The organism is Pseudomonas sp. FBCC-B1667 (genome assembly GCF_059133255.1).
The window spans coordinates 4,701,398-4,725,310 of the sequence record NZ_CP101437.1; the positions used below are offsets into that span (position 1 = coordinate 4,701,398).

At 59.0% G+C, this 23,913-nt stretch carries 29 protein-coding genes; 12 read left to right on the forward strand and 17 right to left on the reverse strand.

What is annotated here, in order from left to right; translation table 11 throughout:
- Positions 1 to 29: 29 nt before the first annotated feature.
- A complete protein-coding gene (locus NL116_RS21605; RefSeq protein ID WP_007943712.1) occupies positions 30 to 1,703 on the reverse strand; it encodes a DEAD/DEAH box helicase in 1,674 nt (557 codons plus the stop codon).
- A gap of 421 nt (positions 1,704 to 2,124) precedes the next feature.
- Here NL116_RS21605 and NL116_RS21610 point away from each other — a divergent pair, with 421 nt between their 5' ends.
- Entirely contained in the window at positions 2,125 to 2,916 is a 792-nt protein-coding gene (locus NL116_RS21610; RefSeq protein WP_494373957.1) for a crotonase/enoyl-CoA hydratase family protein, read from the forward strand.
- A 136-nt stretch (positions 2,917 to 3,052) separates the two neighbouring features.
- Here the strand turns inward: NL116_RS21610 and NL116_RS21615 are convergent, their stop codons facing one another.
- Positions 3,053 to 3,808: a spermidine synthase gene (locus tag NL116_RS21615; RefSeq protein WP_123432631.1), complete on the reverse strand. Its 756-nt coding sequence runs from the start codon at positions 3,806 to 3,808 to the stop codon at positions 3,053 to 3,055.
- Positions 3,809 to 3,970: 162 nt separating this feature from the next.
- Here NL116_RS21615 and NL116_RS21620 point away from each other — a divergent pair, with 162 nt between their 5' ends.
- Entirely contained in the window at positions 3,971 to 5,317 is a 1,347-nt protein-coding gene (locus NL116_RS21620; RefSeq protein ID WP_494373958.1) for a class II 3-deoxy-7-phosphoheptulonate synthase, read from the forward strand.
- 88 nt (positions 5,318 to 5,405) lie between these two features.
- On the opposite strand, the gene NL116_RS21625 is transcribed toward NL116_RS21620, so the two are convergent.
- Positions 5,406 to 6,635 carry a winged helix-turn-helix domain-containing protein gene (locus NL116_RS21625; RefSeq protein WP_494373959.1) on the reverse strand — a complete coding sequence of 410 codons (1,230 nt, stop codon included), beginning with the start codon at positions 6,633 to 6,635 and terminating at the stop codon, positions 5,406 to 5,408.
- A gap of 64 nt (positions 6,636 to 6,699) precedes the next feature.
- The gene (locus NL116_RS21630; RefSeq protein WP_494373960.1) at positions 6,700 to 6,915 is read right to left on the reverse strand and encodes a DUF1127 domain-containing protein; all 216 of its coding nucleotides are present in this window, start codon (positions 6,913 to 6,915) and stop codon (positions 6,700 to 6,702) included.
- Positions 6,916 to 7,011: 96 nt separating this feature from the next.
- Here NL116_RS21630 and NL116_RS21635 point away from each other — a divergent pair, with 96 nt between their 5' ends.
- Positions 7,012 to 7,866: a LysR substrate-binding domain-containing protein gene (locus NL116_RS21635; protein WP_494373961.1), complete on the forward strand. Its 855-nt coding sequence runs from the start codon at positions 7,012 to 7,014 to the stop codon at positions 7,864 to 7,866.
- On the opposite strand, the gene NL116_RS21640 is transcribed toward NL116_RS21635, so the two are convergent.
- Positions 7,856 to 8,605, reverse strand: coding sequence for a sulfite exporter TauE/SafE family protein (locus NL116_RS21640; RefSeq protein WP_494378111.1), 750 nt, complete (start codon positions 8,603 to 8,605; stop codon positions 7,856 to 7,858). The two genes, NL116_RS21635 and NL116_RS21640, sit on opposite strands and share 11 nt — an antisense overlap.
- Positions 8,606 to 8,712: 107 nt before the next feature.
- On the opposite strand from NL116_RS21640, the gene NL116_RS21645 reads away from it, so the two are divergent.
- From NL116_RS21645 to NL116_RS21660, 4 genes are all read left to right on the forward strand, one after another.
- On the forward strand, positions 8,713 to 9,669 hold the full coding sequence (locus NL116_RS21645) for a LysR family transcriptional regulator (protein ID WP_494373962.1): 957 nt from the start codon (positions 8,713 to 8,715) through the stop codon (positions 9,667 to 9,669).
- Between the two features lie 70 nt (positions 9,670 to 9,739).
- Complete coding sequence (locus tag NL116_RS21650; protein WP_494373963.1) at positions 9,740 to 10,201, forward strand: MarR family winged helix-turn-helix transcriptional regulator; 462 nt, start codon at positions 9,740 to 9,742, stop codon at positions 10,199 to 10,201.
- Between the two features lie 345 nt (positions 10,202 to 10,546).
- Positions 10,547 to 10,966 (forward strand): organic hydroperoxide resistance protein, encoded by a 420-nt coding sequence (locus NL116_RS21655; protein WP_494373964.1) that lies wholly within the window; start codon positions 10,547 to 10,549, stop codon positions 10,964 to 10,966.
- Positions 10,967 to 10,999: 33 nt separating this feature from the next.
- Positions 11,000 to 12,016 (forward strand): alpha/beta hydrolase, encoded by a 1,017-nt coding sequence (locus NL116_RS21660; protein ID WP_494373965.1) that lies wholly within the window; start codon positions 11,000 to 11,002, stop codon positions 12,014 to 12,016.
- Between the two features lie 96 nt (positions 12,017 to 12,112).
- Here NL116_RS21660 and NL116_RS21665 read toward each other — a convergent pair whose 3' ends face one another.
- Together NL116_RS21665 and earP are read right to left on the reverse strand one after the other, a co-directional pair.
- A complete protein-coding gene (locus NL116_RS21665; protein WP_007943632.1) occupies positions 12,113 to 12,682 on the reverse strand; it encodes an elongation factor P in 570 nt (189 codons plus the stop codon).
- A gap of 48 nt (positions 12,683 to 12,730) precedes the next feature.
- The gene (gene earP, locus NL116_RS21670; RefSeq protein WP_494373966.1) at positions 12,731 to 13,888 is read right to left on the reverse strand and encodes an elongation factor P maturation arginine rhamnosyltransferase EarP; all 1,158 of its coding nucleotides are present in this window, start codon (positions 13,886 to 13,888) and stop codon (positions 12,731 to 12,733) included.
- A 124-nt stretch (positions 13,889 to 14,012) separates the two neighbouring features.
- Here earP and NL116_RS21675 point away from each other — a divergent pair, with 124 nt between their 5' ends.
- A complete protein-coding gene (locus NL116_RS21675; protein WP_494373967.1) occupies positions 14,013 to 14,423 on the forward strand; it encodes a hypothetical protein in 411 nt (136 codons plus the stop codon).
- Between the two features lie 2 nt (positions 14,424 to 14,425).
- Positions 14,426 to 14,908, forward strand: a complete 483-nt coding sequence (locus tag NL116_RS21680) for a GreA/GreB family elongation factor (RefSeq protein WP_494373968.1) — start codon at positions 14,426 to 14,428, stop codon at positions 14,906 to 14,908.
- A gap of 9 nt (positions 14,909 to 14,917) precedes the next feature.
- Here NL116_RS21680 and cysB read toward each other — a convergent pair whose 3' ends face one another.
- The 5 genes from cysB to NL116_RS21705 all read right to left on the reverse strand — a co-directional run bounded on the left by cysB (position 14,918) and on the right by NL116_RS21705 (position 18,872).
- On the reverse strand, positions 14,918 to 15,892 hold the full coding sequence (gene cysB / locus NL116_RS21685; RefSeq protein WP_027925712.1) for an HTH-type transcriptional regulator CysB: 975 nt from the start codon (positions 15,890 to 15,892) through the stop codon (positions 14,918 to 14,920).
- Positions 15,893 to 15,969: 77 nt separating this feature from the next.
- Positions 15,970 to 16,509 carry a universal stress protein gene (locus NL116_RS21690; protein WP_494373969.1) on the reverse strand — a complete coding sequence of 180 codons (540 nt, stop codon included), beginning with the start codon at positions 16,507 to 16,509 and terminating at the stop codon, positions 15,970 to 15,972.
- A 96-nt stretch (positions 16,510 to 16,605) separates the two neighbouring features.
- On the reverse strand, positions 16,606 to 17,511 hold the full coding sequence (locus NL116_RS21695) for a 5'-nucleotidase (protein WP_494373970.1): 906 nt from the start codon (positions 17,509 to 17,511) through the stop codon (positions 16,606 to 16,608).
- Between the two features lie 24 nt (positions 17,512 to 17,535).
- A complete protein-coding gene (locus NL116_RS21700) occupies positions 17,536 to 18,489 on the reverse strand; it encodes a putative 2-dehydropantoate 2-reductase (RefSeq protein ID WP_494373971.1) in 954 nt (317 codons plus the stop codon).
- Positions 18,486 to 18,872, reverse strand: coding sequence for a thioredoxin family protein (locus tag NL116_RS21705; RefSeq protein WP_494373972.1), 387 nt, complete (start codon positions 18,870 to 18,872; stop codon positions 18,486 to 18,488). The genes NL116_RS21700 and NL116_RS21705 overlap by 4 nt, the downstream gene beginning before the upstream one ends.
- On the opposite strand from NL116_RS21705, the gene NL116_RS21710 reads away from it, so the two are divergent.
- Positions 18,871 to 19,314 (forward strand): PilZ domain-containing protein, encoded by a 444-nt coding sequence (locus NL116_RS21710; RefSeq protein WP_494373973.1) that lies wholly within the window; start codon positions 18,871 to 18,873, stop codon positions 19,312 to 19,314. The two genes, NL116_RS21705 and NL116_RS21710, sit on opposite strands and share 2 nt — an antisense overlap.
- Before the next feature lie 128 nt (positions 19,315 to 19,442).
- On the forward strand, positions 19,443 to 20,519 hold the full coding sequence (locus NL116_RS21715; RefSeq protein WP_123432647.1) for a 3-deoxy-7-phosphoheptulonate synthase: 1,077 nt from the start codon (positions 19,443 to 19,445) through the stop codon (positions 20,517 to 20,519).
- Positions 20,520 to 20,584: 65 nt separating this feature from the next.
- On the opposite strand, the gene NL116_RS21720 is transcribed toward NL116_RS21715, so the two are convergent.
- Positions 20,585 to 20,866: a GNAT family N-acetyltransferase gene (locus NL116_RS21720; RefSeq protein ID WP_046031797.1), complete on the reverse strand. Its 282-nt coding sequence runs from the start codon at positions 20,864 to 20,866 to the stop codon at positions 20,585 to 20,587.
- Positions 20,867 to 20,932: 66 nt separating this feature from the next.
- Positions 20,933 to 21,310: a hypothetical protein gene (locus NL116_RS21725; RefSeq protein ID WP_494373974.1), complete on the reverse strand. Its 378-nt coding sequence runs from the start codon at positions 21,308 to 21,310 to the stop codon at positions 20,933 to 20,935.
- A gap of 196 nt (positions 21,311 to 21,506) precedes the next feature.
- On the opposite strand from NL116_RS21725, the gene oprI reads away from it, so the two are divergent.
- Positions 21,507 to 21,758, forward strand: a complete 252-nt coding sequence (oprI, locus tag NL116_RS21730; RefSeq protein ID WP_003199355.1) for an outer membrane lipoprotei OprI — start codon at positions 21,507 to 21,509, stop codon at positions 21,756 to 21,758.
- Positions 21,759 to 21,880: 122 nt separating this feature from the next.
- On the opposite strand, the gene NL116_RS21735 is transcribed toward oprI, so the two are convergent.
- From NL116_RS21735 to NL116_RS21745, 3 genes are all read right to left on the reverse strand, one after another.
- The gene (locus tag NL116_RS21735; protein ID WP_494373975.1) at positions 21,881 to 22,852 is read right to left on the reverse strand and encodes a L,D-transpeptidase family protein; all 972 of its coding nucleotides are present in this window, start codon (positions 22,850 to 22,852) and stop codon (positions 21,881 to 21,883) included.
- A gap of 103 nt (positions 22,853 to 22,955) precedes the next feature.
- Positions 22,956 to 23,249, reverse strand: coding sequence for a hypothetical protein (locus NL116_RS21740; RefSeq protein WP_003226812.1), 294 nt, complete (start codon positions 23,247 to 23,249; stop codon positions 22,956 to 22,958).
- A gap of 57 nt (positions 23,250 to 23,306) precedes the next feature.
- A complete protein-coding gene (locus tag NL116_RS21745) occupies positions 23,307 to 23,912 on the reverse strand; it encodes an arylesterase (RefSeq protein WP_494373976.1) in 606 nt (201 codons plus the stop codon).
- Position 23,913 lies beyond the last annotated feature (1 nt).

Genomic DNA, 23,913 nt, shown 5'->3' on the forward strand with positions numbered 1-23,913 from the left:
TATGTTCGATCAATCAGCCCAAGGGCGGATTAATCTTCGCGGTAGCGACGCAGCTTCAGCTGCTTGCCAGCAACGCGAGTGTCCTTCAGTTTGGTCAGCAACTTCTCCAGACCATCTTCCGGCAGTTCGACGAGGCTGAAGCTGTCACGTACCTGGATGCGGCCGATGGCTTCACGAGCCAAACCGCCTTCATTCAGGATAGCGCCCAGCAGGTTCTTGGCAGCGATACCGTCACGCGCACCCAGCGCGGTACGGCAACGAGCACGACCTTCAGCCAATGGAACCGGAGCACGACGCTCACGATCACCACGGTCCGGACGATCACCGGTACGCTCTGGACGATCGCCACGCGGTGCGTTGTTCGGCACCAGTGGACGTTCTTTCTCGATCGCAGCCAGGGTCAACGCCTGAGCGTTGGTTGCCTTGCGCAGCAGAGCAGCGGCCAGTGCACGTGGAGTGCAACCGATGTCGGCAGTCAGACGATCCAGCAGATCACCGTGGGTCGATTCGGCATCAGCCACCAGCGGCGACAGGCTGTTGGTCAGTTTCTTGATGCGGGCATCGAGAACGGCCTGGGCGTCCGGAAGGCGAACTTCGGCAACCTTTTGACCGGTTACACGCTCGATCACCTGCAGCATGCGGCGCTCACGTGGAGTCACCAGCAGCAGTGCACGACCTTCGCGACCGGCACGGCCGGTACGGCCGATACGGTGAACGTAGGATTCCGGATCGTACGGCATGTCAACGTTGAACACGTGAGTGATGCGCGGAACGTCCAGGCCACGAGCAGCAACGTCGGTCGCCACAACGATGTCCAGACGGCCATCCTTGAGGGATTCGATCACACGCTCACGTTGGTTCTGAGCAATGTCACCGTTCAGCGCAGCGGCTTTGTAGCCTTTGGCTTCCAGGGCACTGGCCAGGTCCAGGGTCGCTTGCTTGGTGCGCACGAACATGATCAGGGCGTCGAAATCTTCCACTTCCAGCAGGCTCAATACAGCCGAGGTCTTCTGGTCAGCGTGAACCAACAGGTGAGCCTGTTCGATCGCGGTAACGGTCTGAGTCTTGGTCTGGATCTTCACGTGTTGCGGATCGCGCAGATGGCGTTCGGCAATGGCACGGATCGACTGCGGCAGGGTGGCCGAGAACAATACGGTCTGACGGGTTGCAGGCAGTGCCTTGAAGATGACTTCGAGGTCGTCCATGAAACCCAGTTTGAGCATTTCGTCTGCTTCGTCGAGAACCAGGTGGTTCACGGTAGCCAGGACTTTTTCGTCACGACGCAGGTGGTCGCACAGACGGCCCGGAGTGGCGACAACGATCTGTGCGCCATTACGGATTGCTTTCAGTTGTGGACCCATAGGGGCGCCGCCGTAAACGGCCACAACGGTAACGCCCGGCATTTGCTTGGCGTAGGTTTCGAAAGCGGTTGCTACTTGCAGCGCCAACTCACGGGTTGGCGCCAGGATCAGGGCTTGCGGCTCGCGCTTGGCAGGATCGATGCGATGCAGGATTGGCAGGGCGAACGCGGCGGTTTTACCGGTACCGGTTTGCGCTTGGCCAATCATGTCGTGGCCGGCCATGATGATCGGGATCGATTGCTGCTGAATAGCCGAAGGCTCTTCGTAGCCAGTCGCAATGACGGCTGCAAGGATATTCGGATTAAGATTAAAAGCGGCGAAGCCGCCGGTTTCCTGGGTCATGGGTCTGCCTCTAAGTGCATCCGCAAAGACCCATGCTCCAAAGCTGCGCATGCCGTGTAAGACTCAAGAGTCGCCCTGGCTGCTTTGTCGGCGGGGATTTGCGAAAACGAATGAATGAAAAAGATTCGTCAAGGGAGAGTCCGCTGTGCGGACGTGCAGCCGAAGCTGACTTCGGGGAATTGCGCTACCTAAACGCGGCCCGGTTAAAGGCCGGCGCGCACTATACCGGAATTCGCCCAAAAAGGGAGCATTATTTGTTGAAAAACTGACGGATACACCGTTATGTCACAGGCTTTGCGGATAATCGTGCAACGGTCTATTTTTCAAAGGCCCGGCCCTGCTGGCGATAGCGCTAAAACGGTTCATCGTTAGCAGGCAAACCTGCGGTCTGACACACCCTTCCCGCCCGAGGAATTGCTCCATGAATCAGCCCGCTAGCAGCCGCGTAACCCGCGAACGACACGGTCATGTCCTGATGATCGGCCTGGATCGGGTGGCCAAGCGCAACGCCTTCGACCTTGAGTTGCTCAACGAACTGAGCATGGCCTATGGCGAATTCGAAGCCGACAACGACGCACGGGTCGCAGTGGTGTTCGGCCATGGCGAGCATTTCACCGCAGGGCTGGACTTGGTCAGCGCCAGCGCCGCCTTGGCCGAAGGCTGGCACGCACCGCACGGTGGCTGTGATCCCTGGGGTGTTTTTGCCGGCCCCCGTGTCAGCAAACCGGTGATTATTGCCGCGCAGGGCTACTGCCTGACCATCGGCATCGAGTTGATGCTGGCCGCTGACATCAACCTGTGCGCCAGCAACACCCGGTTCGCCCAGAAAGAAGTGCAGCGCGGGATTTTCCCGTTTGGCGGCGCGACATTGCGTCTGCATCAAGTGGCTGGCTGGGGCAATGCCATGCGCTGGCTGCTCACCGGGGATGAGTTTGATGCGCATGACGCGCTGCATTTGGGTCTGGTGCAGGAAGTCATGGCCAGCGAAGATCTGCTGCCACGGGCGATTGAGTTGGCGGAACGGATTGCCCGGCAAGCGCCTTTGGGGGTGCAGGCGACGCTGATGTCGGCGCGGCAGGCGCGTTATGAGGGCGAAACCGCCGCGGCGCAGGGATTGCCGCCACTGGTGAAGAAGTTATTGGCGAGTGAGGATGCCAAGGAGGGTGTGCGGTCGATGGTCGAGAAGCGGCCCGGCGTCTTCAAAGGAGTCTGAGGAATGCGTTGACTGGAAATAAGTCATCGCGAGCAAGCTCGCTCGCACAGGGATCTTCAGTGAACACAATATCTGTGTATTACAAAGATCCCCTGTGGGAGCAAGCTTGCTCGCGATGAGGCCGTACAGACACCCCTTATGTCGCCGGACGAATCGCCTTGATCAACGACTGCAACGAATACCCCAATCGCGGCGCCAGCCCTTCGGCCCTTGCGACCAAACCGTCCATGTCCAACTCCTGATCCAGCTCCGAAGGCACGATCAAAATCACATTGCCCTCCTTCACCGGCAGCTCCCAGTAATGCCGGTGATAAAGCCCGCGCAACAACGCCGCGCCCAACGGTTTGCCATCATCGGTGGCCCATTGGTTGATCACCAGCCAGCCACCCGGATTCAAGCGCTTTTGACAGTTTTCCAGAAAGCTCCACGCCAGATGCCCGACACCCGGCCCGACATCGGTATAGAGGTCGACGAAAATCAGGTCCGCCGGCTCAGCGGTATCGAGCAATTCCAGCGCATCACCGACACGGATATACAACCGAGGGTCGTCATCCAGCCCCAGGTATTCAATGGCCAGGCGCGGGACGTCCGGGCGCAACTCAATCGCTTCGACATCCTCCAGTGGCAGGAACTTCAGGCAAGCCTGGGTCAGCGTCCCCGCGCCAAGCCCCAGAAACAGCGCGCTTTCGGGCTGCTCGTGGCACAGCGCACCGATCAGCATCGCCCGGGTGTAGTCGTACTCGAGCCAGCTTGGATCAGCGGTGAAGACGCAGCTCTGCTCGATAGCATCGCCGAACTCCAGAAAACGGTAGTCGGCGACTTCCAGCACGCGTATCACGCCGAACTCATCCTGTACCTCGGCGAGCAGATGCTCGACGCGCTCCTCAGTCATTTCGTCTCCTGATTGCTGCCGCGCCGGCCTGTGATAAACAGCAGCGCAATAAAACCGCGAGGGGGCGCGGCAAAGGCGCGATTGTCCGCGAAGCAACGGGAACAGGTCACGCACTAATTGCTGATAACATGACCGTCCGAGCGTAAAACACTAGAGAACGTGATGAGCCAACCCTGGAGCCCTGACAGCTGGCGCGCCTTGCCGATCCAGCAACAACCTCAATACCCCGACGCCGCGCATTTGCGGCAGGTCGAGCAAACCCTGGCCAGCTATCCGCCGCTGGTGTTTGCCGGTGAGGCCCGGGAGTTGCGACGTCAGTTTGCCGAAGTGACCCAGGGGCGCGCGTTCCTGTTGCAAGGTGGCGATTGCGCCGAGAGCTTTGCCGAGTTCTCCGCCGCGAAGATCCGCGACACTTTCAAAGTTTTGCTGCAAATGGCGATCGTCATGACCTTTGCCGCCGGTTGCCCGGTGGTCAAGGTCGGGCGCATGGCCGGTCAGTTTGCCAAGCCGCGCTCGGCCAACGACGAAACCATCGAGGGCGTAACCCTGCCCGCCTACCGTGGCGACATCGTCAACGGCATCGGTTTCGACGAGAAAAGCCGCGTGCCGGACCCGGAACGCCTGCTCCAGTCTTACCACCAGTCCACCGCCACCCTGAACTTGCTGCGCGCATTCGCCCAAGGCGGGTTTGCCGACCTGCATCAAGTACACAAGTGGAATCTGGACTTCATCGCCAACTCGGCGCTGGCGGAAAAATACAGCCACCTGGCCGACCGCATCGATGAAACTCTGGCGTTCATGCGCGCCTGCGGCATGGACACCTCACCGCAGTTGCGCGAAACCAGTTTCTTCACCGCCCACGAAGCGCTGCTGCTGAACTACGAAGAAGCCTTCGTACGTCGCGACAGCCTGACCAACGATTACTACGATTGCTCGGCGCACATGCTGTGGATCGGCGACCGTACCCGCCAACTCGACGGCGCACACGTCGAATTCCTGCGTGGCGTGAACAACCCGATCGGGGTCAAAGTCGGCCCGAGCATGAACCCTGAAGATTTGATTCGCCTGATAGACGTGCTGAACCCGGACAACGATCCCGGTCGCCTGAACCTGATCGCGCGGATGGGCGCGAACAAGGTCGGCGATCATTTGCCGGCGCTGATCCGCGCCGTGCAGCGCGAAGGCAAGCAGGTGCTGTGGAGTTCCGACCCGATGCACGGCAACACCATCAAGGCCAGCAGCGGCTACAAGACCCGCGACTTCGCGCAGATCCTTGGCGAGGTGAAGCAGTTCTTCCAGGTTCATCAGGCGGAGGGCAGTTATGCCGGCGGTATCCATATCGAGATGACCGGGCAGAACGTGACCGAATGCATTGGTGGGGCGCGGCCAATTACGGAAGATGGGTTGTCGGATCGGTATCACACCCATTGCGATCCGCGGATGAATGCTGATCAGTCGCTGGAGTTGGCGTTTTTGATTGCTGAGACGCTGAAGCAAGTTCGGCGCTAAACCGCGCCGCTTCATTGGCGAGCAGGCTCGCTCCCACAGGGTTTAGGTGATCCAAAGTGGGAACGAGGCTGCTCGCGAAGGGGCCCGCTCAGAAACCATCGATCTGTGCCAATGCCACTCTCAACCTGCCGGCACTCACCCGCTGACAATTCAACTGCACCCGCTCAAGCCCCAGCCAGTCCGCCATCCGCCGCAAATTGACCGCCAACGCCTGCACCCCTTGATCATCCAGCCCCGGCTGTTCTTCATGCACGGCGTGCACCGCCAACCGCCCCAGCGCCCGTTCCGCCCGCAGATCCACTCGCGCGGCAATCCGTTCGTTGTGCAAAAACGGCAACACGTAATACCCATAAACCCGCTTGTCCTGCGGCGTGTAAATCTCCAGCCGATAGCGGAAATCAAACAACCGCTCGGTACGGCTGCGTTCCCAGATCAGCGAATCAAACGGTGAAAGCAGCGCACTGGCCTCGACCTTGCGCGGCACTTTCGGCTCGGGCAGGCAATACGCCGGTTGCCGCCAGCCCTGCACTTCGCAGCTCAGCAACTCGCCGGCCTCGACCAGTTCCGCCAGACGCGGACGACTGTCTGCCGGGTTCAAGCGAAAATAATCTCGCAGATCCTTTTCCGTGCCGACACCCAACGCCGTCGCCGCATGCAATAACAGCCCGCGCTGAGCCTCGGCTTCACTGAGTTCCGGATGCTGCAAAATGGCCGAAGGAATCACCCGCTCCGGCAAATCATAAAGTCGTTCAAACCCACGACGCCCCGCCACCGTCACTTCACCGGCGGCAAACAACCATTCCAGCGCATGCTTTTCCGCGCTCCAGTCCCACCACGGCCCGGCACGCTCCTCACGGGTCGACAGGCTTCCGGCACCCAGCGCGCCGAGTGCTTCGACCGAGGCCAGCACCCGGCGAATCGTGTCCTGTTGTTCACGTCCGAAACGCGCCAGTTGCTGATAAATGCCTTCGCCACGCGTAGCGCGCTGCATGCGCCAACGCATCAGGGGATACATCGACAATGGCAACAACGAGGCTTCGTGCCCCCAATATTCAAATAGCGTGCGACGTCGGCCCTGACTCCAGGCAGCCTGATCGAGCAAGCCGGATGAGTAATTGCCGAGGCGGGAAAACAAGGGAAGGTAGTGCGAACGCACCAACGCATTGACCGAATCGATCTGCAGAATGCCCAGCCGTTCGATCAGTCGATTGAGTTGAACCGGTTTGATCGTCGCTGGCAGCTGGCGCCCGTTGAACCCTTGGGCAGCCAGTGCCAGACGTCGAGCTTGCTTGTTGGAAAAGGACAGCGTTGCGGGCATGAATACCTCCGTGTCTGCTCGCAACCTACCTCACCAAAGAGGGGTTTGTGTAGCAATGGCCTCATCATTTATGCATCGGATCATCCCAGAACGGCCTGATCGATTCATGTTCGACATCGGCACGACTGACGCCGATGTCCTTCAGTGCTTCATCGCTCAAACTCGCCAGCAGCTCGCGCTCACGATGAAGTTCGTACCAGCGGGTAAACTTGTGCAGCAGATCGGATACCGAATGAATGGAAAATCTTTCTTCTGTTACGTGTTGATGTTGACCTTTCATCTTGTTGTCCTCCGTTGGGGATGGCTCAAGTCTCACGCCAGCGATAAGATCAATCCAACGAATGTTTCTGATGGTAACCATCTCGGAGATTGATGGATGTCGGCTTTCCCCAGTATCGATACGGATGTCCTGCGTACCTTTGTCGCCATCGCCGACCAGGGCGGTTTTACCCGTGCCGGTGAATTGGTCAACCGCACGCAGTCGGCGGTGAGCATGCAGATGAAACGCCTGGAAGAGGACGTGTTGCAGCGCCAACTGTTTGAACGCGATGGGCGACAGGTCAAGCTGACTGCCGAAGGCCAGGTTTTGCTGGGGTATGCGCGGCGCATCCTGAAACTCCACAGCGAAGTGTTCAACACGCTGCGTGAGCCGCACATGGTCGGCACCGTGCGCATCGGGACGCCGGACGATTATGTGATGCGCTTTCTGCCGGGGATTTTGTCGCGCTTCGCCAAGAGCTACCCGCTGATCCAGATCGAGGTTCACTGCGAATCATCAAAACAATTGCTGCAGCGTCAGGACCTGGACCTGTCTATCGTCACCCGCGAGCCCGGCACCGAGATTGGCCAGTTGCTGCGCAAGGAACGTTTCGTCTGGGCCGAGGCGCAATGTTTCAGCGCCCATGAGCAGACGCCGCTGCCTCTGGCGATGTTCAACAGTGATTGTTTCTGCCGGCTGTGGGCGTGTAACGCACTGGATGCGATGGGCCGCGATTACCGGATTGCCTACAACAGCTCGAGCCTGTCGGCGTTGATGGCCGTGGTCAGTGCCGGACTGGCGGTGACCGCACAGCTGGAAAGCCTGATCACCCCGGACATGCGCATCCTCGGTGAAGCCGAAAACCTGCCGCAACTACCGGAAGCCTGCATCATGCTCGTGCGCAATCTGCACAACCCGTCGCCGATCACCGAGTGCCTGGCCGAGCACATCGTCGAAGGCTTCAAACTTTAAACGCGAGCATCCCCGCAGAGAACACCAGAAAACCGCAGAACAAACCGCGCAGCAGTCGCTCCGGCATGGCGTGGGCGATTTTCACGCCCCAACTGATGCTCATCAACCCGCCGATCGCCAATGGCACGCCAATCAGCCAGTCCACCTGATGATGCACCGCGTAAGTCACCAGCGTGACGCCGGTGCTGGGTAACGCCAGCGCCAGCGACAACCCTTGGGCCACCACTTGGCTGGTGCCGAATATGCTGGTCAACACCGGCGTCGCCACCACCGCCCCGCCTACACCAAACAATCCGCCCATGGCCCCCGACGCCGCGCCGAGCACACCCAGCCATGGCCAGCCGTAATGCAGCTGCGCCGAGGCTGGGGTGTTGGCGATGAACATCCGGATCAGGTTGTAGGCTGACAGCGCCACCAGGAACGCGACAAAGCCGATCCGCATGGTTTGTGCATCGATGCCGACCGCCCAGATCGAACCGATCCAGGCAAAACAGAAGCCCATCGACGCCAAGGGCAACGCGTGGCGCAATTCAATGCGATTGCGCTGGTGATAGCGCCATAGCGCCAGCATGACGTTGGGTACGACCATCACCAGCGCGGTGCCTTGGGCGATTTGTTGATCAAGCCCGAACAGCACGCCCAGCAACGGGATCGCGATCAAGCCGCCGCCGATCCCGAACACCCCGCCAAGGGTGCCGAGGGCCGCGCCAAACACCAGGTACATCACAAAATCGATCACAGGGGATTCCTCTTTAGTCAGGGTGTTCATGCTACGCAGTCCGCGATGGCGCGGAAACGCATAGCAACGCACAATGGCTGTGCCAACCTCGCAAAGCCGGGAGCACCATGAACCCAAATCAATTGACCGAACAGCTTGGGCTGTTTCTTGATGTACTGGAATCCGGAAGCTTCTCCGCGGCCTCCCGCCGCCATCCCCTGACCCCATCGGCCGTGGCGCGGCGCATCGACAGCCTGGAAAAAGCCGTCGGCAGCCAGTTATTCACCCGCAGCACTCACGCCGTAATGGCGACCCCGGCGGGCCTGGCCTTTGCCGAGCGCGCCCGACGAATCGTCGAAGAGCTTCGGCTGGCACGCGCCGAAGCGGTGTCCCTGAGCAGCGCGCCGGAAGGCCTGATCAGAATCGATGCGCCCGCGGCGTTCGGACGACGGCATCTGGCACCGGTAATTGCCGACTTCCTGATGCTCTACCCCGGTCTCGATGTGCAACTGCATCTGATCGACAGCTTTGTCGACATGCAGGGCTTGAACCTGGGCAAGGTCGATCTGGTGCTGCGTGCCGGGCAAATGGCGGACACCCGGCTGGTGGCCACGCCACTGGCGAGCTTGGTGCGCGTTGCCTGCGCCAGCCCGGGGTATTTACAACGCTGCGGCGTGCCAACCGAACCCGCGCAGTTAGTCGATCACGACGGCCTGGATTGGGATGGCCTGGCCCCGCCCTTCGCCTGGCGCTTCGAACGTGACGGAAAGATGCAGTTGCACCGCCCGGCGCGGATCCGCATGAGCGCCAACAATGCCGAGGCGTTGCTCTGTGGCGCCCTGGCCGGACTGGGCATCGCCCACCTGCCGACCTGGCTGGCCAGCGACTATCTGCTGCGCGGTGAACTGCTACCTTTGTTCTGCGATAACGGGCTGCCCAAGCCGGAGAGCGCCGGCATCTATGCCTTGCGACTGGCGCAACAACCCAACTCGCGCAGCCGGTTGTTGCTGGAATACCTCAAGACTCGCTTCAGCCCAATCCCGCCGTGGGACCTGGCATTGCAGAACACGCTGGATCGCCACTAGTCCAGAATTATCTGGCGCATTAAAGATTCGCCCGCTAGATTCATGAAGATTACCGATCAAGGCTTTTGAGATGACCACCGAACGCGACACCCCGGATACCTGCGAACAACTGCTGCTGGATAATCAGGCCTGTTTCGCCCTGCACTCGACGTCGCTGCTGATGACCAAGGTCTATAAACCGATGTTGCAAGCGCTGGGCCTGACCTATCCGCAATACCTGGCGCTGATGGTGCTATGGGAACGCGATGGCCTGACCGTCGGTGAAATCAGCACGCGCCTGCTGACCGATCCCGGCTCGCTGACACCGTTGCTCAAACGCCTGGAAGTCGAAGGCCTGCTCAGCCGTACCCGCAGCCGCGAAGACGAACGGGTGGTGATCGTCGAACTCACTGAACAGGGTCGCGCCTTGCGGGAAAAGGCACGGAGTATTCCGCAGTGCATCCTCGGCGCTAGCGGGATGACCGTGGAGCGGCTGAACAAGCTGCAAGCGGAGCTGCAGGTGTTGCGCAGCAATTTGCAGGACAGCCTCTGATCCCCTGGCCAAGGATTCCCCCTGTGTGCGAGCTTGTCGCGATAGCGGTATGACAGTCGGTAAAATTGTTGACTGACACTCCGCTATCGCGAGCAAGCTCGCTCCCACATTCGTTTTGCAGGGTTCTTTCGACCTCCTCAGCCCTCCGCCAACAATTTTTCCAATCCTGAAAATCCCTCGTCTAGCGCTCTAACTCGCCACTTCACATCGTCCGCCCAAATCTCGATCAAAACTTTTTCAAACATTTATCTTGCGCACTAAATACTTGCGAGCTACATTCACCTCGCAGTTACTTAGCGCGCAAACATTTAGCGCAAAACACCCAACCCGAATGAGGCTCACATCATGCAAACTCTCTACACCGCAATCGCAACCTCCACTGGCGGCCGTGATGGTCGTGCCGTTTCCAGCGACAACATTCTCGACGTCAAACTCGCCACCCCGAAAGAACTCGGCGGTGCGGGCGGCGCGGCGACTAACCCTGAGCAACTGTTTGCTGCCGGTTACTCCGCCTGCTTCATCGGCGCCCTGAAATTCGTTGCCAGCCAGACCAAACGCACCCTCCCGAACGACGCCTCGATCACTGCCCATGTCGGCATCGGCCAGATCCCTGGTGGTTTTGGTCTGGACATCGATCTGCACATCAGCCTGCCGGGGCTTGAACAAGCCGACGCGCAATCCCTGGTCGACGCTGCCCACCTGGTTTGCCCGTACTCCAACGCCACCCGTGGCAACGTCGATGTGCGCCTGCACGTCACCGTCTAACCGCTGATCCCAAGGTCCGAACAGGAAACGAACATGAACACTTTCAGCAAAGTCTTGACCGGCACCCTTCTCGCCCTGTCCATCGGTAATGCGTTTGCAGGCGACGGTGTTGAACACAACACCCAGGCCTTCCTCAACGTACTGAATGCCGGCACCGGCAAACCGATGGAGCAACTCACACCGAAAGAAGCCCGCGCCGTTCTGACGGGCGCGCAAGCCTCGGTGAAACTGACACTGCCCAACGCCGATGTCAGCGAGAAGACCATTCAAGTCGACGGCCAACCGCTCAGCCTGACCATCGTCCGGCCGGCTGGAGTCAAGGGCGAGCTGCCCGTGTTCATGTACTTCCACGGTGGTGGCTGGGTGTTGGGCGACTTCCCGACCCACGAACGATTGGTGCGTGATCTGGTAGCGGGTTCGGGGGCGGTTGCGGTGTTCGTCAATTACACCCCGTCGCCGGAAGCGCATTACCCGGCGGCAATCAACCAGGCTTACGCCGCGACGAAATGGGTGGCCGAGCACGGTAAAGAGATCAACGTCGACAGCAAGCGCCTGGCCGTGGCTGGCAACAGCGTCGGAGGCAACATGGCGGCAGTGGTTGCGCTGATGGCCAAGGACAAGGGCACCCCGGCGATCAAGTTCCAGGTGCTGCTGTGGCCGGTGACGGATGCGAACTTCGACACCGCCTCCTACAACCAGTTTGCCGAGGGGCACTTCCTCACCAAAAACATGATGAAGTGGTTCTGGGACAACTACACCACCGACGCCAACCAGCGTAACGAGATCTACGCCTCGCCGCTGCGGGCAACCACCGCTCAACTGAAGGGCTTGCCACCTGCACTGGTGCAGACGGCGGGCGCTGACGTTCTGCGCGATGAAGGTGAAGCCTATGCTCGCAAGCTTGATGAGGCCGGGGTGCCGGTGACGGCGGTTCGCTACAACGGCATGATCCATGACTACGGTTTGCTCAACGTGGTGAGCCAAGTGCCGGCGGTGCGGTCAGCGATGTTGCAAGCCTCGCATGAGCTCAAAGAACACTTGGAGAAGTAACACCGCACTCCTGCAAGTGTGCAACGCTGAATTCGAAATCGAACCCACAAAAAAGCCCGACTCAATGGTCGGGCTTTTTCATTACTCAAGCAGTGCTTATTTAGCACGGCCTTTGTAGGAACCGCCTTCGCGGGTATCGATCTCGATCATGTCGCCGATTTCGATGAAGTCAGCAACCGACAGCTCGGTACCGTTCTTCAGTTTGGCAGGCTTCATCACCTTGCCGGAAGTGTCACCGCGAGCGGAGCCTTCGGTGTAGTCAACCTGACGCACGATAGTGGTCGGCAGTTCTACGGAAACCAGACGCTCTTCGAAGAAGATCGCTTCGCAAACATCGGTCATGCCTTCTTCAACGAAAGGCAGAACGGCTTCGATGTCTTCAGCGTTCAGCTCGTACATGGTGTAGTCAGTGGTGTCCATGAACGTGTAGGTGTCGCCGCTGATGAAGGACAGGGTCGCTTCTTTGCGGTCGAGGATCACGTCGTCCAGTTTGTCGTCAGCGCTGTAAACGATCTCGGTCTTGTAACCGGTCAGCAGGTTTTTCAGCTTGGTCTTCATGATCGCGCTGTTACGACCGGATTTGGTGAATTCAGCTTTCTGAACCAGCCAAGGATCGTTTTCGAGACGGATCACGGTACCGGGTTTCAGTTCTTTACCAGTTTTCATTGCGAATATCCGAATTTGGATGGGATTTACAAAAATCTAGGCCGCGTATCATATCCAATTTACATAAAACTGTACCAGCGCCGCGGCAAGATCGACCTGCAAGGCTTGTTCCAGACACCACGCCTCGGCGTGTTTTTGCAGCTCTGGCCAGTGTTTGCGGGCCGTGCGCCAGTGGTCGGCCATTTCATGACCGGCATTCCACGCGTGCCAAAGACCGTTGATCGCCTGGCTGGCAGGCTCGGACAGGCCTTTTGTATACAGCGCGAGGAACGCATCGAGCTTGTCCAGGTGGATGTCTTCCTCCTGCTGATAGATGTGCCAGAGCATCGGCCGGCCGGCCCATTGGGCGCGAACGAAGGAGTCTTCACCGCGCACCGCGTTGAAATCGCAGCACCAGAGCAGGTGATCGTATTGATCCTGTCGGACGAACGGCAGCACCTGGACAGTCAATCCGTCACGGACATGCAGGGCTCCCGCGGCTAATCCTTCAACGCCGAGCCAGCGTTCGACATCGCCGAGAATCCGCCCTTCGGGCACCAGCAAATGCGTGGGCGTCAAATCGGCGGCCAGTACATCCAGCCAACTCGACAAGCCGGCATTCTCATAGGCAAACAGCGAGATCAATTGCGCATTCGGCGCACGATCAATGCCCAACCCTTGAAGGAATTCACGCTGGGCCTCGGGACTTTGTTGAAACTGCCGGCGTCGCTCAAGCAGCCCGCTTTCACGCAACAAACCTCCGGTGCCCGTCTGGAATCCCGGGAAGAAGAAGTACTTCTGCACCGTTTTGTATTTGACCGACGGCAAACCGTGGCAGCCTATGACCCAGTCTTCGGCGCTCAGGTAATCGAGGTTCATCCACAGCGGCGGCTTTACCCGCGCGGCCATGGCGTCCATGTAAGCACTCGGCAACTGGCACGCGAACGCGGCGATGACCACATCCGCCGCTTCGGTGGCCAACCACTCGGCCGGCCACTGGCGCACTTCGACACCGGCCTGCCATTGCTGCGCGAGATGGGTATCGATCTCGGGACACAGACGTTCGAAGGCGCGCAGGTCATCGACCCACAAGCGCACCTCCAGCCCATGATCCGCCACGAGTTGGCGAGCCAGGCGCCAGGTGACGCCGATGTCGCCAAAGTTGTCGACCACGGTGCAAAAAATATCCCAGCGCCGGCGGTTTTTCACTTGAGGCAGTTCAGGCATTCCAGGTTCCCGTTGGCAAAGGCACCGATTGTCCGCATAAATTACCTCGTGCAGAAGAGCCGACGGCGATTAATCTTCGTGCGACAATCGCCACTCGCCCGCGACCATCCGCCAGGAGGCAGCCATGCCCTACCGTCCCAACCCGCGCCGCCCGTTGCCGATCCAGCTCAGTGCCCTGCAATTGACCGGCAGTGTTGCCCTCGGTTTGTGGCTGGGATTTGTCGCCATCGCGCTGACCTGCTGGCTTGTCTCAGCGGTGTTTTTCAAAGAGCAACTGGCACCGGTCGCCGCCGCGGTGGAGCAGTTGGCCAAGCCGCCGGTTGTCGAACAGCCGAGGCCGGATATTCCACCGCAGAGCCCGTTGTTCGAGCAATACGAAGAGAACCTGCGCAAGGACGAGCAGCAAGTACGCATGGATCAGGCCCGTAGCAGCAGCCGCAATCTGTCCAACCCGAAATGCCAGTTCTGGTTGCAGCAGGACCATACCGCGCCGAGCGAAAAAAGCCGCGCCAATGTCCTGCAATTCTGCGACTGATCATGAACAAACAGACCGTCCACCAATTGATTCTCGACAAGCTGCGGATTGATCTCGACATCGCCGAACGTGCCGCGCAAACCGCCTACGAAACCGCGACCCACGAAGAAAACATCGCAGAAAATAAGTACGACACCCTGGGGCTGGAGGCGTCCTATCTGGCAGCCGGCCAGGCCAAGCGGATGGAGGAAATCCGTCAGTCACTGGCGCTGTGCCAAAATCTGATGCTGCGTCCTTATGATGATCAGCGCGGCATCGAAGTCGGCGCACTGCTCGGTCTGGAAGACGAGAACGGTCGTGAGCAATGGCTGTTTCTGGCCCCCGATGCAGCCGGCCTGAAGGTCGATCTGGTGGGGCAGCTGATCACCGTCATCACCCCCCGCTCGCCGCTGGGCAAAAACCTGCTGGGCAAGTTCGAAGGGGATGAAGTGGAGATTCTGGTGGCGGGCGCTCGGCAACAGTTTTCTGTTACCGAGGTGGTCTAGAACAAACGATCAGTGGACCGGCAGTTCGACGCCGTCGAACAGCTCTTCAAGTTCCTGCTTGTTGTGGCACTGAATGGCTTTGGCCATCACTTCGCGGGTCAGGTGCGGGGCAAACTTCTCGATGAAGTCGCACATGAAACCACGCAGGAAGGTGCCGCGACGGAAACCGATTTTGGTGATGCTCGATTCAAACAAATCGCTCGCATCAAGCATGACCAGATCGCTATCGAGTTTGGCATCGACCGCCATTTTCGCCACGATGCCCACGCCCAGACCCAAACGAACGTAAGTCTTGATCACGTCGGCGTCGGCGGCGGTGAACACCACTTTCGGCGTCAGGCCGCGATGGCTGAACGCTTCGTCGAGTTTCGAACGGCCGGTGAAACCGAACACGTACGTCACGATCGGGTATTCGGCCAGGGCTTCGAGGGTCAGCTTCGACAGCTTGGTCAGCGGGTGACCTTGAGGCACGACGACGCAACGGTTCCAGCGGTAGCACGGCATCATCACCAGGTCGCCGAACAACTCCAGCGCTTCAGTGGCAATGGCGAAATCCACCGTGCCGTCGGCGGCCATTTCAGCGATCTGCATCGGCGAACCCTGGTGCATGTGCAGGGCAACGTCCGGGTATTGCTTGATGAACGTGCTGATCACCGGCGGTAACGCATAACGTGCCTGGGTGTGGGTGGTGGCGATCGACAGGGTGCCCTTTTTCTCGTTGGAGAATTCCTGGGCGATCTGCTTGATGCTTTCAACCTTGCGCAGGATTTCGCCGGCGGTGGTGATGATGCGTTCGCCGGCCGGGGTGACGCGCGTCAGGTGCTTGCCGCTGCGGGCAAAAACCTCGACGCCCAATTCGTCTTCCAGCAGGCGGATCTGTTTACTGATACCCGGTTGCGAGGTGTAAAGGCTTTGGGCGGTAGCGGAAACGTTGAGGTCGTGGTGCGCCACTTCCCAGATGTAGCGCAATTGTTGAAGCTTCATATGAATCCCTCAAAGCAGGTAGACGCCACGGGCATCAGCGACGGTATATAACTATATTAATGGCGTGAAGAATAAATCTAGAACTTTTTTGTCAAATTGCCACTATTTGTGTTCCAGCGATCTTCCTGGCGGCGACGCTCTACCAGCGGCACCAGATAGACCGGCACCCGCGACAGCTGCAACACGCGCGCGGCTGTCCTGCCCAAGGGCGTTTCCGCGCCGGCACCATGGCTATGACTACCTACGATCAGCAAATCCACAGAGAGTTTCTGCGCCTGGTCGAGAATCACCTGCGACGGATCCCCCTGAAGGACACGCACCGCGCGGATTCGCGCCAGGTCCTGCTCCCCTTCATCCCCCAGCTCTTCACGAAAACTGTCGAGCACCCGCTGCTCGATATTGGCAATGACAGTACTCAGGCCCTGACTGTGAAACTCGTTCAAGGCTTGTTCATCGAGGTAACTTTGAAGCACCGATTCGGCAAACAGCCCCATGGGCTCAACCGCGTGGACCACGTACAAGTCGGCATTGAATGTCCGCGCCAGGGCCAAGGCATGTTGCATTACCAACGGTGCGTATAGGCCAAGGTCAGTGGCATACAGCATCGACTGAATCATTAGGATCTCCTCGCAAGCCAAGATGGCGGAGATTTGATTCAGCTTAGCAGTGCCTTGGCGAGTGCGACGCTCTGGGTAAAGCGTTGAACGGTGGGCTTAAACTTTTTGCTCGTTGCTTATGCCGTGCGGTACATGACCGGTGGCGACGACTTCACGGGCCAATTCGCAATGGCCGGCCTGATCGTCGAAAAACACATCGGCGGCGAACGCTTCAAGAAATGCCGACTTGGTCAGCCCTCCGAGAAACAGTGATTCGTCCAGGCGAATGTCCCATTCGCGCAACGTACGGATCACGCGCTCATGGGCCGGCGCCGAACGCGCCGTGACCAATGCCGTGCGAATCGGGCAGTCGTCGTCTGGAAACTCACGCTGCAACAGATTGAGGGCCGCCAGGAAGCCTTTGAACGGCCCTCCACGCAGCGGCTCACGGGCGGCCTCACGTTCACTGGCCTGAAATGCTTCCAGGCCACCCGCTTGGTAGACCCGCTCCGACTCGTCGGAAAACAGTACCGCATCGCCGTCGAAGGCAATCCGCAATTCATCGCTGGCCGCGCGGCTGGCACCGCCCGACAGAATGGTCGCCGCAGCGAACCCGGCCTCCAGTGCACTGCGCACGTCTTCGGCATGCGTCGACAGAAACAGGTCACAGCCAAAGGCCTTGAGATACGGATAAGGACTGCGGCCGCCGACAAACGCCGCGCGGGAGATCGCCAGCCCATAGTGATGAATCGAGTTAAACACCCGTAACCCGGTGTCGGCGCTGTTGCGCGACACTAGGATTACCTCGACCCGGGCGCGACCGAGCAGGGCATTGAGGTTGAGGAGTTTCTGCACCAGCGGGAAGGCATCACCGGGCTCGAGGATTTCGTCCTCGTGCTCGATCTGGTATTGCCGGTAAGCCTCGACGCCCCTCGACTCGTAAACCTTGTGGCTTTCACTCAGGTCGAACAGCGCCCGCGAAGAAATCGCCAGCACCAGTTTGTCGTCGATAGTCTTGGCCATGCCTTTCCCCCCGGACTGATCGACTCAAGTATTGCGTCGATCGATAAAACTCAAACTGCGATACAAGGCTTCGATCAGCGGCAACTCGCACCCTGCTGCTTTGGCCGCTGACAAGGGGCGCGCGTAAATCGCGGCCAGTTCCAGCGGTCGTTTGTGCAGAAAATCGTGGTACATGCTCGGCCAATAGTCCGGCATTTTTTCGGTCACCATGAACAGATGGTCGGCGTAACCGGCCGGCAGGTCGTGGCCACAGGCGATTGCGCCCTGCACCACCTCGGCCATCAATGCCCGGATCAGTTCCCGGCTGTCAGCATCAGCCATCAATGGCGTGGTGCTGGCCCCCAACAGGACCGAAAGACCGTTGTACGGAACATTCCAGACCAGTTTTTGCCATCGTGCCTGTTGCAGGTTCGGCATGGCGTGAGAATCGATGCCAGCGCTGCGGAACAGTCCGGCGCCTTCTTCCACAATCGCCACGCGGGCCGCTGCATCCGCAAGACCACTGTGATAGCCGATGTTGACGGCGCCGAGCGCCTGATGGGTAATTTCCCCGGGCCCGGTGCGATGGACACAGATAAAACACAGCCCGCCAAGCAGGTGCAAAGTGTCAGGAAGCAACTCGCGCAAGCTGTCTTCGACGTCCAGGCCATTCTGCAAGACCAGCACTTTGGCGTTCGGAGCCGCCGCCTGAATGAGGGCAGGCGCGAGGTCGGCATTGCTAGTGGTTTTGGCACCGACCAGCAACCAGTCGCAGGCGGGCATGTCTTCCGCGGATGAATAGGCCTGAACCGGGTTCAACGTCAGCGCTCCGTGCGCCGCGCTGTCGAGTCGCAACCCGCGCTCGGCCACCGCTGAAAATTCACTGCGCAGCAAGAAGTGCACATCGAAGCCGGCACGCGCCAGCATCATCCCGTAGAACCCGCCGATTGCGCCGGTCCCGATCACACCGATTGTCGGCTTAGTCACTGCCCCCATCATGGCAACTCCTCTGCTGTTTTCATCAGCGCCCGTCCGACCGCTTCATTGAGTTCGGTACCGGTCAGGCGTGATTTTAATGCCCCGAAGAACTCACCGTCGCGTACTAAAAACAGCGCCGGCAACTGAAAAACCTGATATCGCTCAACCACCCCGCCGTTGTTCCCGGCGTCGATCCAGCACAGTCGATCGACTGCCAGATCGAGCCTTGGCAATTGCTCACGGGCAAATCGGCAACTGGCGCAGCCGACACTGGTGAAGATCACCAGGGAAACGCCATGCATAGCCAGCAGCCGTTGATCGGCATCGAAATCGGTCAGTTCCAATTCGACCACTATACTGGGGGAAAGAATGTCAGATGGCCGACACAGGGAGTCCGTGTTCATGGGACGCTTTATTCCTCATCCTGACGATGTACCCGTCGAATTAACGTTGCTCACGCATGAGTGCATCTCGCGACAGCGCTTGCACACTATCAGCCTCGGGGGCATGGCTTGCAATTATCACCGGGCCTGGCGCCATGGCACGGCGCTCGAAGTGCGCATGCCGACCCTGAACCCCGATTTGCGCTATCTGGGCTATGTGGCCTGGTGCCTGCGGCGCAAACGCGGCTACCTGGTGGGCATTGCCTTTGTCGACGAGCAGATGATGTTCAGTGCCCGTATGGGCGAGCAAGTGTGCCAGATCGAACGGTATTGCCGCCTCCATGACCGGCATGACGACTTGCAGGGTGTTCAGGCGCTGGCCCTCGAATGGGTCCAGGCGCATGCCGACGAGTTCTCTCACGACACCGTGCGAAAGGCATTTGCACAGGCTGTACTGGATTAAACAGCTGTGTGCCCATTGTCGAGCAGGCGCCTAACGCGCTAAGGTTCGGGTCCCCGACGCGCTTAATTTGCTGTGCTCCGCCGCGCGGGTTCGCTGGCGGCCGGCACCCGTGACCTGACGAGTAAACGATGGCTGATTTACCGATCAACGACCTAAACGTCGCCTCCAACGAGACGCTGATCACTCCTGACCAGCTCAAGCGTGACATCCCCCTGAGCGACGCCGCCCTGCGCACCGTCACCAAGGGTCGCGAAGTCATTCGCAATATCCTGGATGGCACTGACCACCGCCTGTTCGTCGTCATCGGGCCTTGCTCGATCCACGACATCAAGGCTGCCCACGAATACGCCGAGCGTCTGAAGACGCTCGCCGCGGAAGTGTCCGATACCCTGTATCTGGTCATGCGCGTGTATTTCGAGAAGCCACGCACCACCGTCGGCTGGAAAGGCTTGATCAACGACCCGTACCTGGACGACTCGTTCAAAATCCAGGACGGCTTGCACATCGGTCGCCAGTTACTGCTGGACCTGGCCGAAATGGGCCTGCCGACCGCGACCGAGGCCCTCGACCCGATCTCCCCGCAATATCTGCAGGACCTGATCAGCTGGTCGGCGATCGGCGCGCGTACCACCGAATCCCAGACTCACCGCGAAATGGCTTCAGGCCTGTCCTCGGCCGTCGGCTTCAAGAATGGCACCGACGGCGGCCTGACCGTAGCGATCAACGCCCTGCAATCGGTTTCCAGCCCGCACCGTTTCCTGGGCATCAACCAGGAAGGTGGCGTGTCGATCGTCACCACCAAGGGCAACGCCTACGGCCATGTGGTATTGCGCGGCGGCAACGGCAAGCCGAACTATGATTCGGTCAGCGTCGCACTCTGCGAGCAAGCGCTGAACAAGGCGAAGATCAAGCCGAACATCATGGTCGATTGCAGCCACGCCAACTCCAACAAAGACCCGGCCCTGCAACCGCTGGTAATGGAAAACGTCGCCAACCAGATCCTCGAAGGCAACCAGTCGATCATCGGCCTGATGGTCGAGAGCCACCTGAACTGGGGCTGCCAGGCCATCCCGAAAGACCTCGCCGACCTGCAATACGGCGTGTCGATCACAGACGCCTGCATCGATTGGTCCGCCACCGAAAACACCTTGCGCAGCATGCACGCCAAGCTCAAGGATGTGCTGCCCAAACGCGATCGCACCTGATCACCGTTTAGCGCACACAAAAACGCCAGGCTTAAACCTGGCGTTTTTTTATGCGTTCGTTTGGGTCACAGCTTGGCGGCGTGCCGCTGGTGACGCTCCATGTAACGCTCAACGTAGGAACACGATGGAATGACGGTGTAACCCATTTCATCAGCGTACTCCAACGCCTTCTCGGTCAATGCCGCAGCGATGCCGCGACCACGCAATGCGTTAGGCACGAAGGTGCGATAGATATCCAGTGTCTGTTTCCCCAGATCCATATAGGTCAGGTAGGCACGATGACCGTCCACACTGGTCTCGAACTGATGACCAGCCTGGTCATGGTGGATGGACAACGCCTCGCTCATCACTACTCCTCGCGGGTCTTGAATTCTGACCCCTACCTTACCGATGTTTTTCCGGCGAAGGAACATCTACGCCACCCCGTGCCAATGGACACCGAGAAGAACTGCACCGATCTCGCGCAACCGAGCACGTATCAAATAGTAGGCACCATTGGCGGAAATGCTCAAGGTGCGCTCGTCATCATGCTCAACAAGCAGGTGCTGTTCCGGGGTACGCAGGGACGGCTCGACCGACGGTCTTCGCAGGTCGCAAGCCTGAACATTGCCGGATATTGAGACATAAGACGAATCCGCTCTCTTAAAGTCACCTCTAGATGGATAAAGATTATGAGAGCCCCTGCGCAAAAATTGAACAGAAGTATGGGCGAACTCATTTAGCCAGACTTTAGCCAAGACTGAAAAAAAGCCCTGTGAGTGCGCGGAACTTTTTTTGAGCGGCTCGCTCATCTCGGGCCTCGCAGCTGGATATTTTTTAAACAATGCAGTTAAAAGTTGCTCGAAAAAGAATCAACGCCTACAATTTTTTTTGCTTCTTGCTTTACGTCAGTTTACTTACGAGTAGTAATGAGTAGTATGTACGCCGGCTATTTCCTCACTCTGAGGAGACAGCTAACTTAATAGAAAGTCCTTGAAGGGGAACACGATGAACAACGTTCTGAAATTCTCTGCTCTGGCTCTGGCCGCAGTTCTGGCTACCGGTTGCAGCAGCGCATCGAAAGAAACCGAAGCACGTCTGACCGCTACTGAAGACGCAGCTGCTCGCTCCCAGGCTCGTGCAGACGAAGCTTACCGTAAAGCTGATGAAGCTCTGGCTGCTGCTCAAAAAGCACAACAGACTGCTGACGAAGCTAACGAGCGTGCTCTGCGCATGCTGGACAAAGCTAGCCGTAAGTAATAATCCCTCGGGATTGTTATCAAGCCGACCCATTTATGGGTCGGCTTTTTATTGCCTGAGGTTTCCATCGGGCAATAAAAAACCCGCCGACGCGGCCTGCGTCGGCGGGTTTTTTTCAGGCTTTACTGCAACGGATCGAGCGGCGTACTCGACACCATCGGCGCCGAGCCATTCGGCACCGCGATTTCCACCGGCAGGCCATCTTCAGCGGCGACCACGTCGCGCACTACATCCCAGTTCATGCGCAGGTTGTTGGTGATGTCTTCACGCTTGAGCATCGCGTTGATCACCGAGGTGTGCTTGTCGACCACCGACGGGTTGCCCTTGTCATCCAGCGGTGTGTGCGCTTCAAGATAAACCTTGCCGCCACTTACGCCAAATTTGTACGGATCGTTGATGATTCGTACCGACGTGCCGACCGGCACCATTTTCGCCATTTCCAGCACGTTATTGTTGAACATGCGGAAGCAGCCGTGGCTGGTGCGCATGCCAATGCCGAATTTCTTATTCGAGCCATGGATCAGGTAGCCCGGAGTGCCCAGGCTGAACTTGAACGGTCCCAGAGGGTTATCCGGGCCGGCCGGCACCACATTGGGCAACGGATCACCATCGGCGGCGTGCTCGGCCTTGATCGACGCTGGAGGGGTCCAGGTCGGGTTAGGCGTTTTCGCGGTGATGGTGGTGTGGGCGATTGGCGAGCCCCACCCCTCACGACCAATCCCCAGCGGGAAGGTGTACACCACGTTCTGGCCTTTGGGGTAGTAGTAAAGGCGGTACTCAGCCAGGTTGATCACGATGCCTTCACGCGGCCCCGGCGGCAGGATGAAACGGGTCGGCAGGATGACTTCAGTGCCGGCGCCCGGCAACCATGCATCGACACCCGGGTTGGCTGCGATCATTTCCGTGTAGCCCAAATCGTAAGCAGTACCAAGGTCGGCGAAGGTATCTTCGTACTTGGCCTTGATCACCTGCACCTGACCGATGATGTCTTCACCGGGTGGCGGCAGGGGAAACTCCAACGCTGCAACTGGACCGGCCATACAAAGGGCGGCAAGAGACAGGCAGCGGGTGACGGCAGGAAAACGCGGCAACATCCGGAAAGTCCTTCGCATGATCGACAAGGGTATAAAAAACGGGATTGTACACCGCCGCCTGGAATTTCGGGGAGTTGGCCGATAGCACGCTATCTTTTATAGGCTAGAGTTCGAACCGCAGCTCTGGCCAGATTGGCGAGGTGCCGCGTTTTTGCGATTCAAGGATGGCCCGGCACAGCGAGCACAGGCGCTGGTCCTGAAACACTCGACGATCGACACTCGACCAGCGTGGCTGTGCAGGCAGCAGGCTGCCGCACAAGGTTCGGTCCGCCGAGCCGCCCAACTCCAGTTGACGGGTTACCAGATGCACCCGCACTTCCTGACAGGCGAACAGATCCAGCTGTTCGTCAGGCTCGATCAGTTGGTAGGCAAAAAGTGACCAGGCAGGACGCGGCATCGGGGGCTCCAAATCGGGGGCCGCCACCTTAGCCGAAAGCCTGCGCCTAGAAAAGGGTCATAACAGCGGTTTTAGCGTAGGCCAGACATTATCCAGCAACTTGTCCTGAGCCCCGGCCGCCGGGTGTATGCCGTCAGCCTGCATCAGGTCCGGATGGCCGCCGACGCCGTCGAGGAAAAACGGCACAAGCGCAATGTTTTTCTCGGTGGCCAGCGTGCTGTAGACCTTGGCAAAGGCCTCGGTGTAACGAACGCCGTAATTGGGCGGCAGTTGCATGCCCAATAGCAGAACCTTGGCACCGCTGTCCCGGGAGCTGTCGATCATCGACGCAAGGTTTTGTTGCAAATTAGCCGGGGGCATTCCACGCAGTCCGTCATTGCCGCCCAACTCGAGGATGACGAGCTCCGGTTTATGCTCTGCAAGCAGCGCAGGCAAGCGCGCCTGGCCGCCGGCGCTGGTGTCGCCGCTGATGGAGGCATTGATCACTTTATCGTCGAAACCTTCGTGCTTGAGCCGTTGTTCGAGCAGCGAGACCCATCCCAACCGGGTATCCAGTCCGAAACCTGCGCTGATACTATCGCCAACGATCAGGACAGTACCCGCCGCTGCGTTCTGGGCCATGCACATCAAGGCCAGGCCAGCACTCAAAAACCACACACGCATC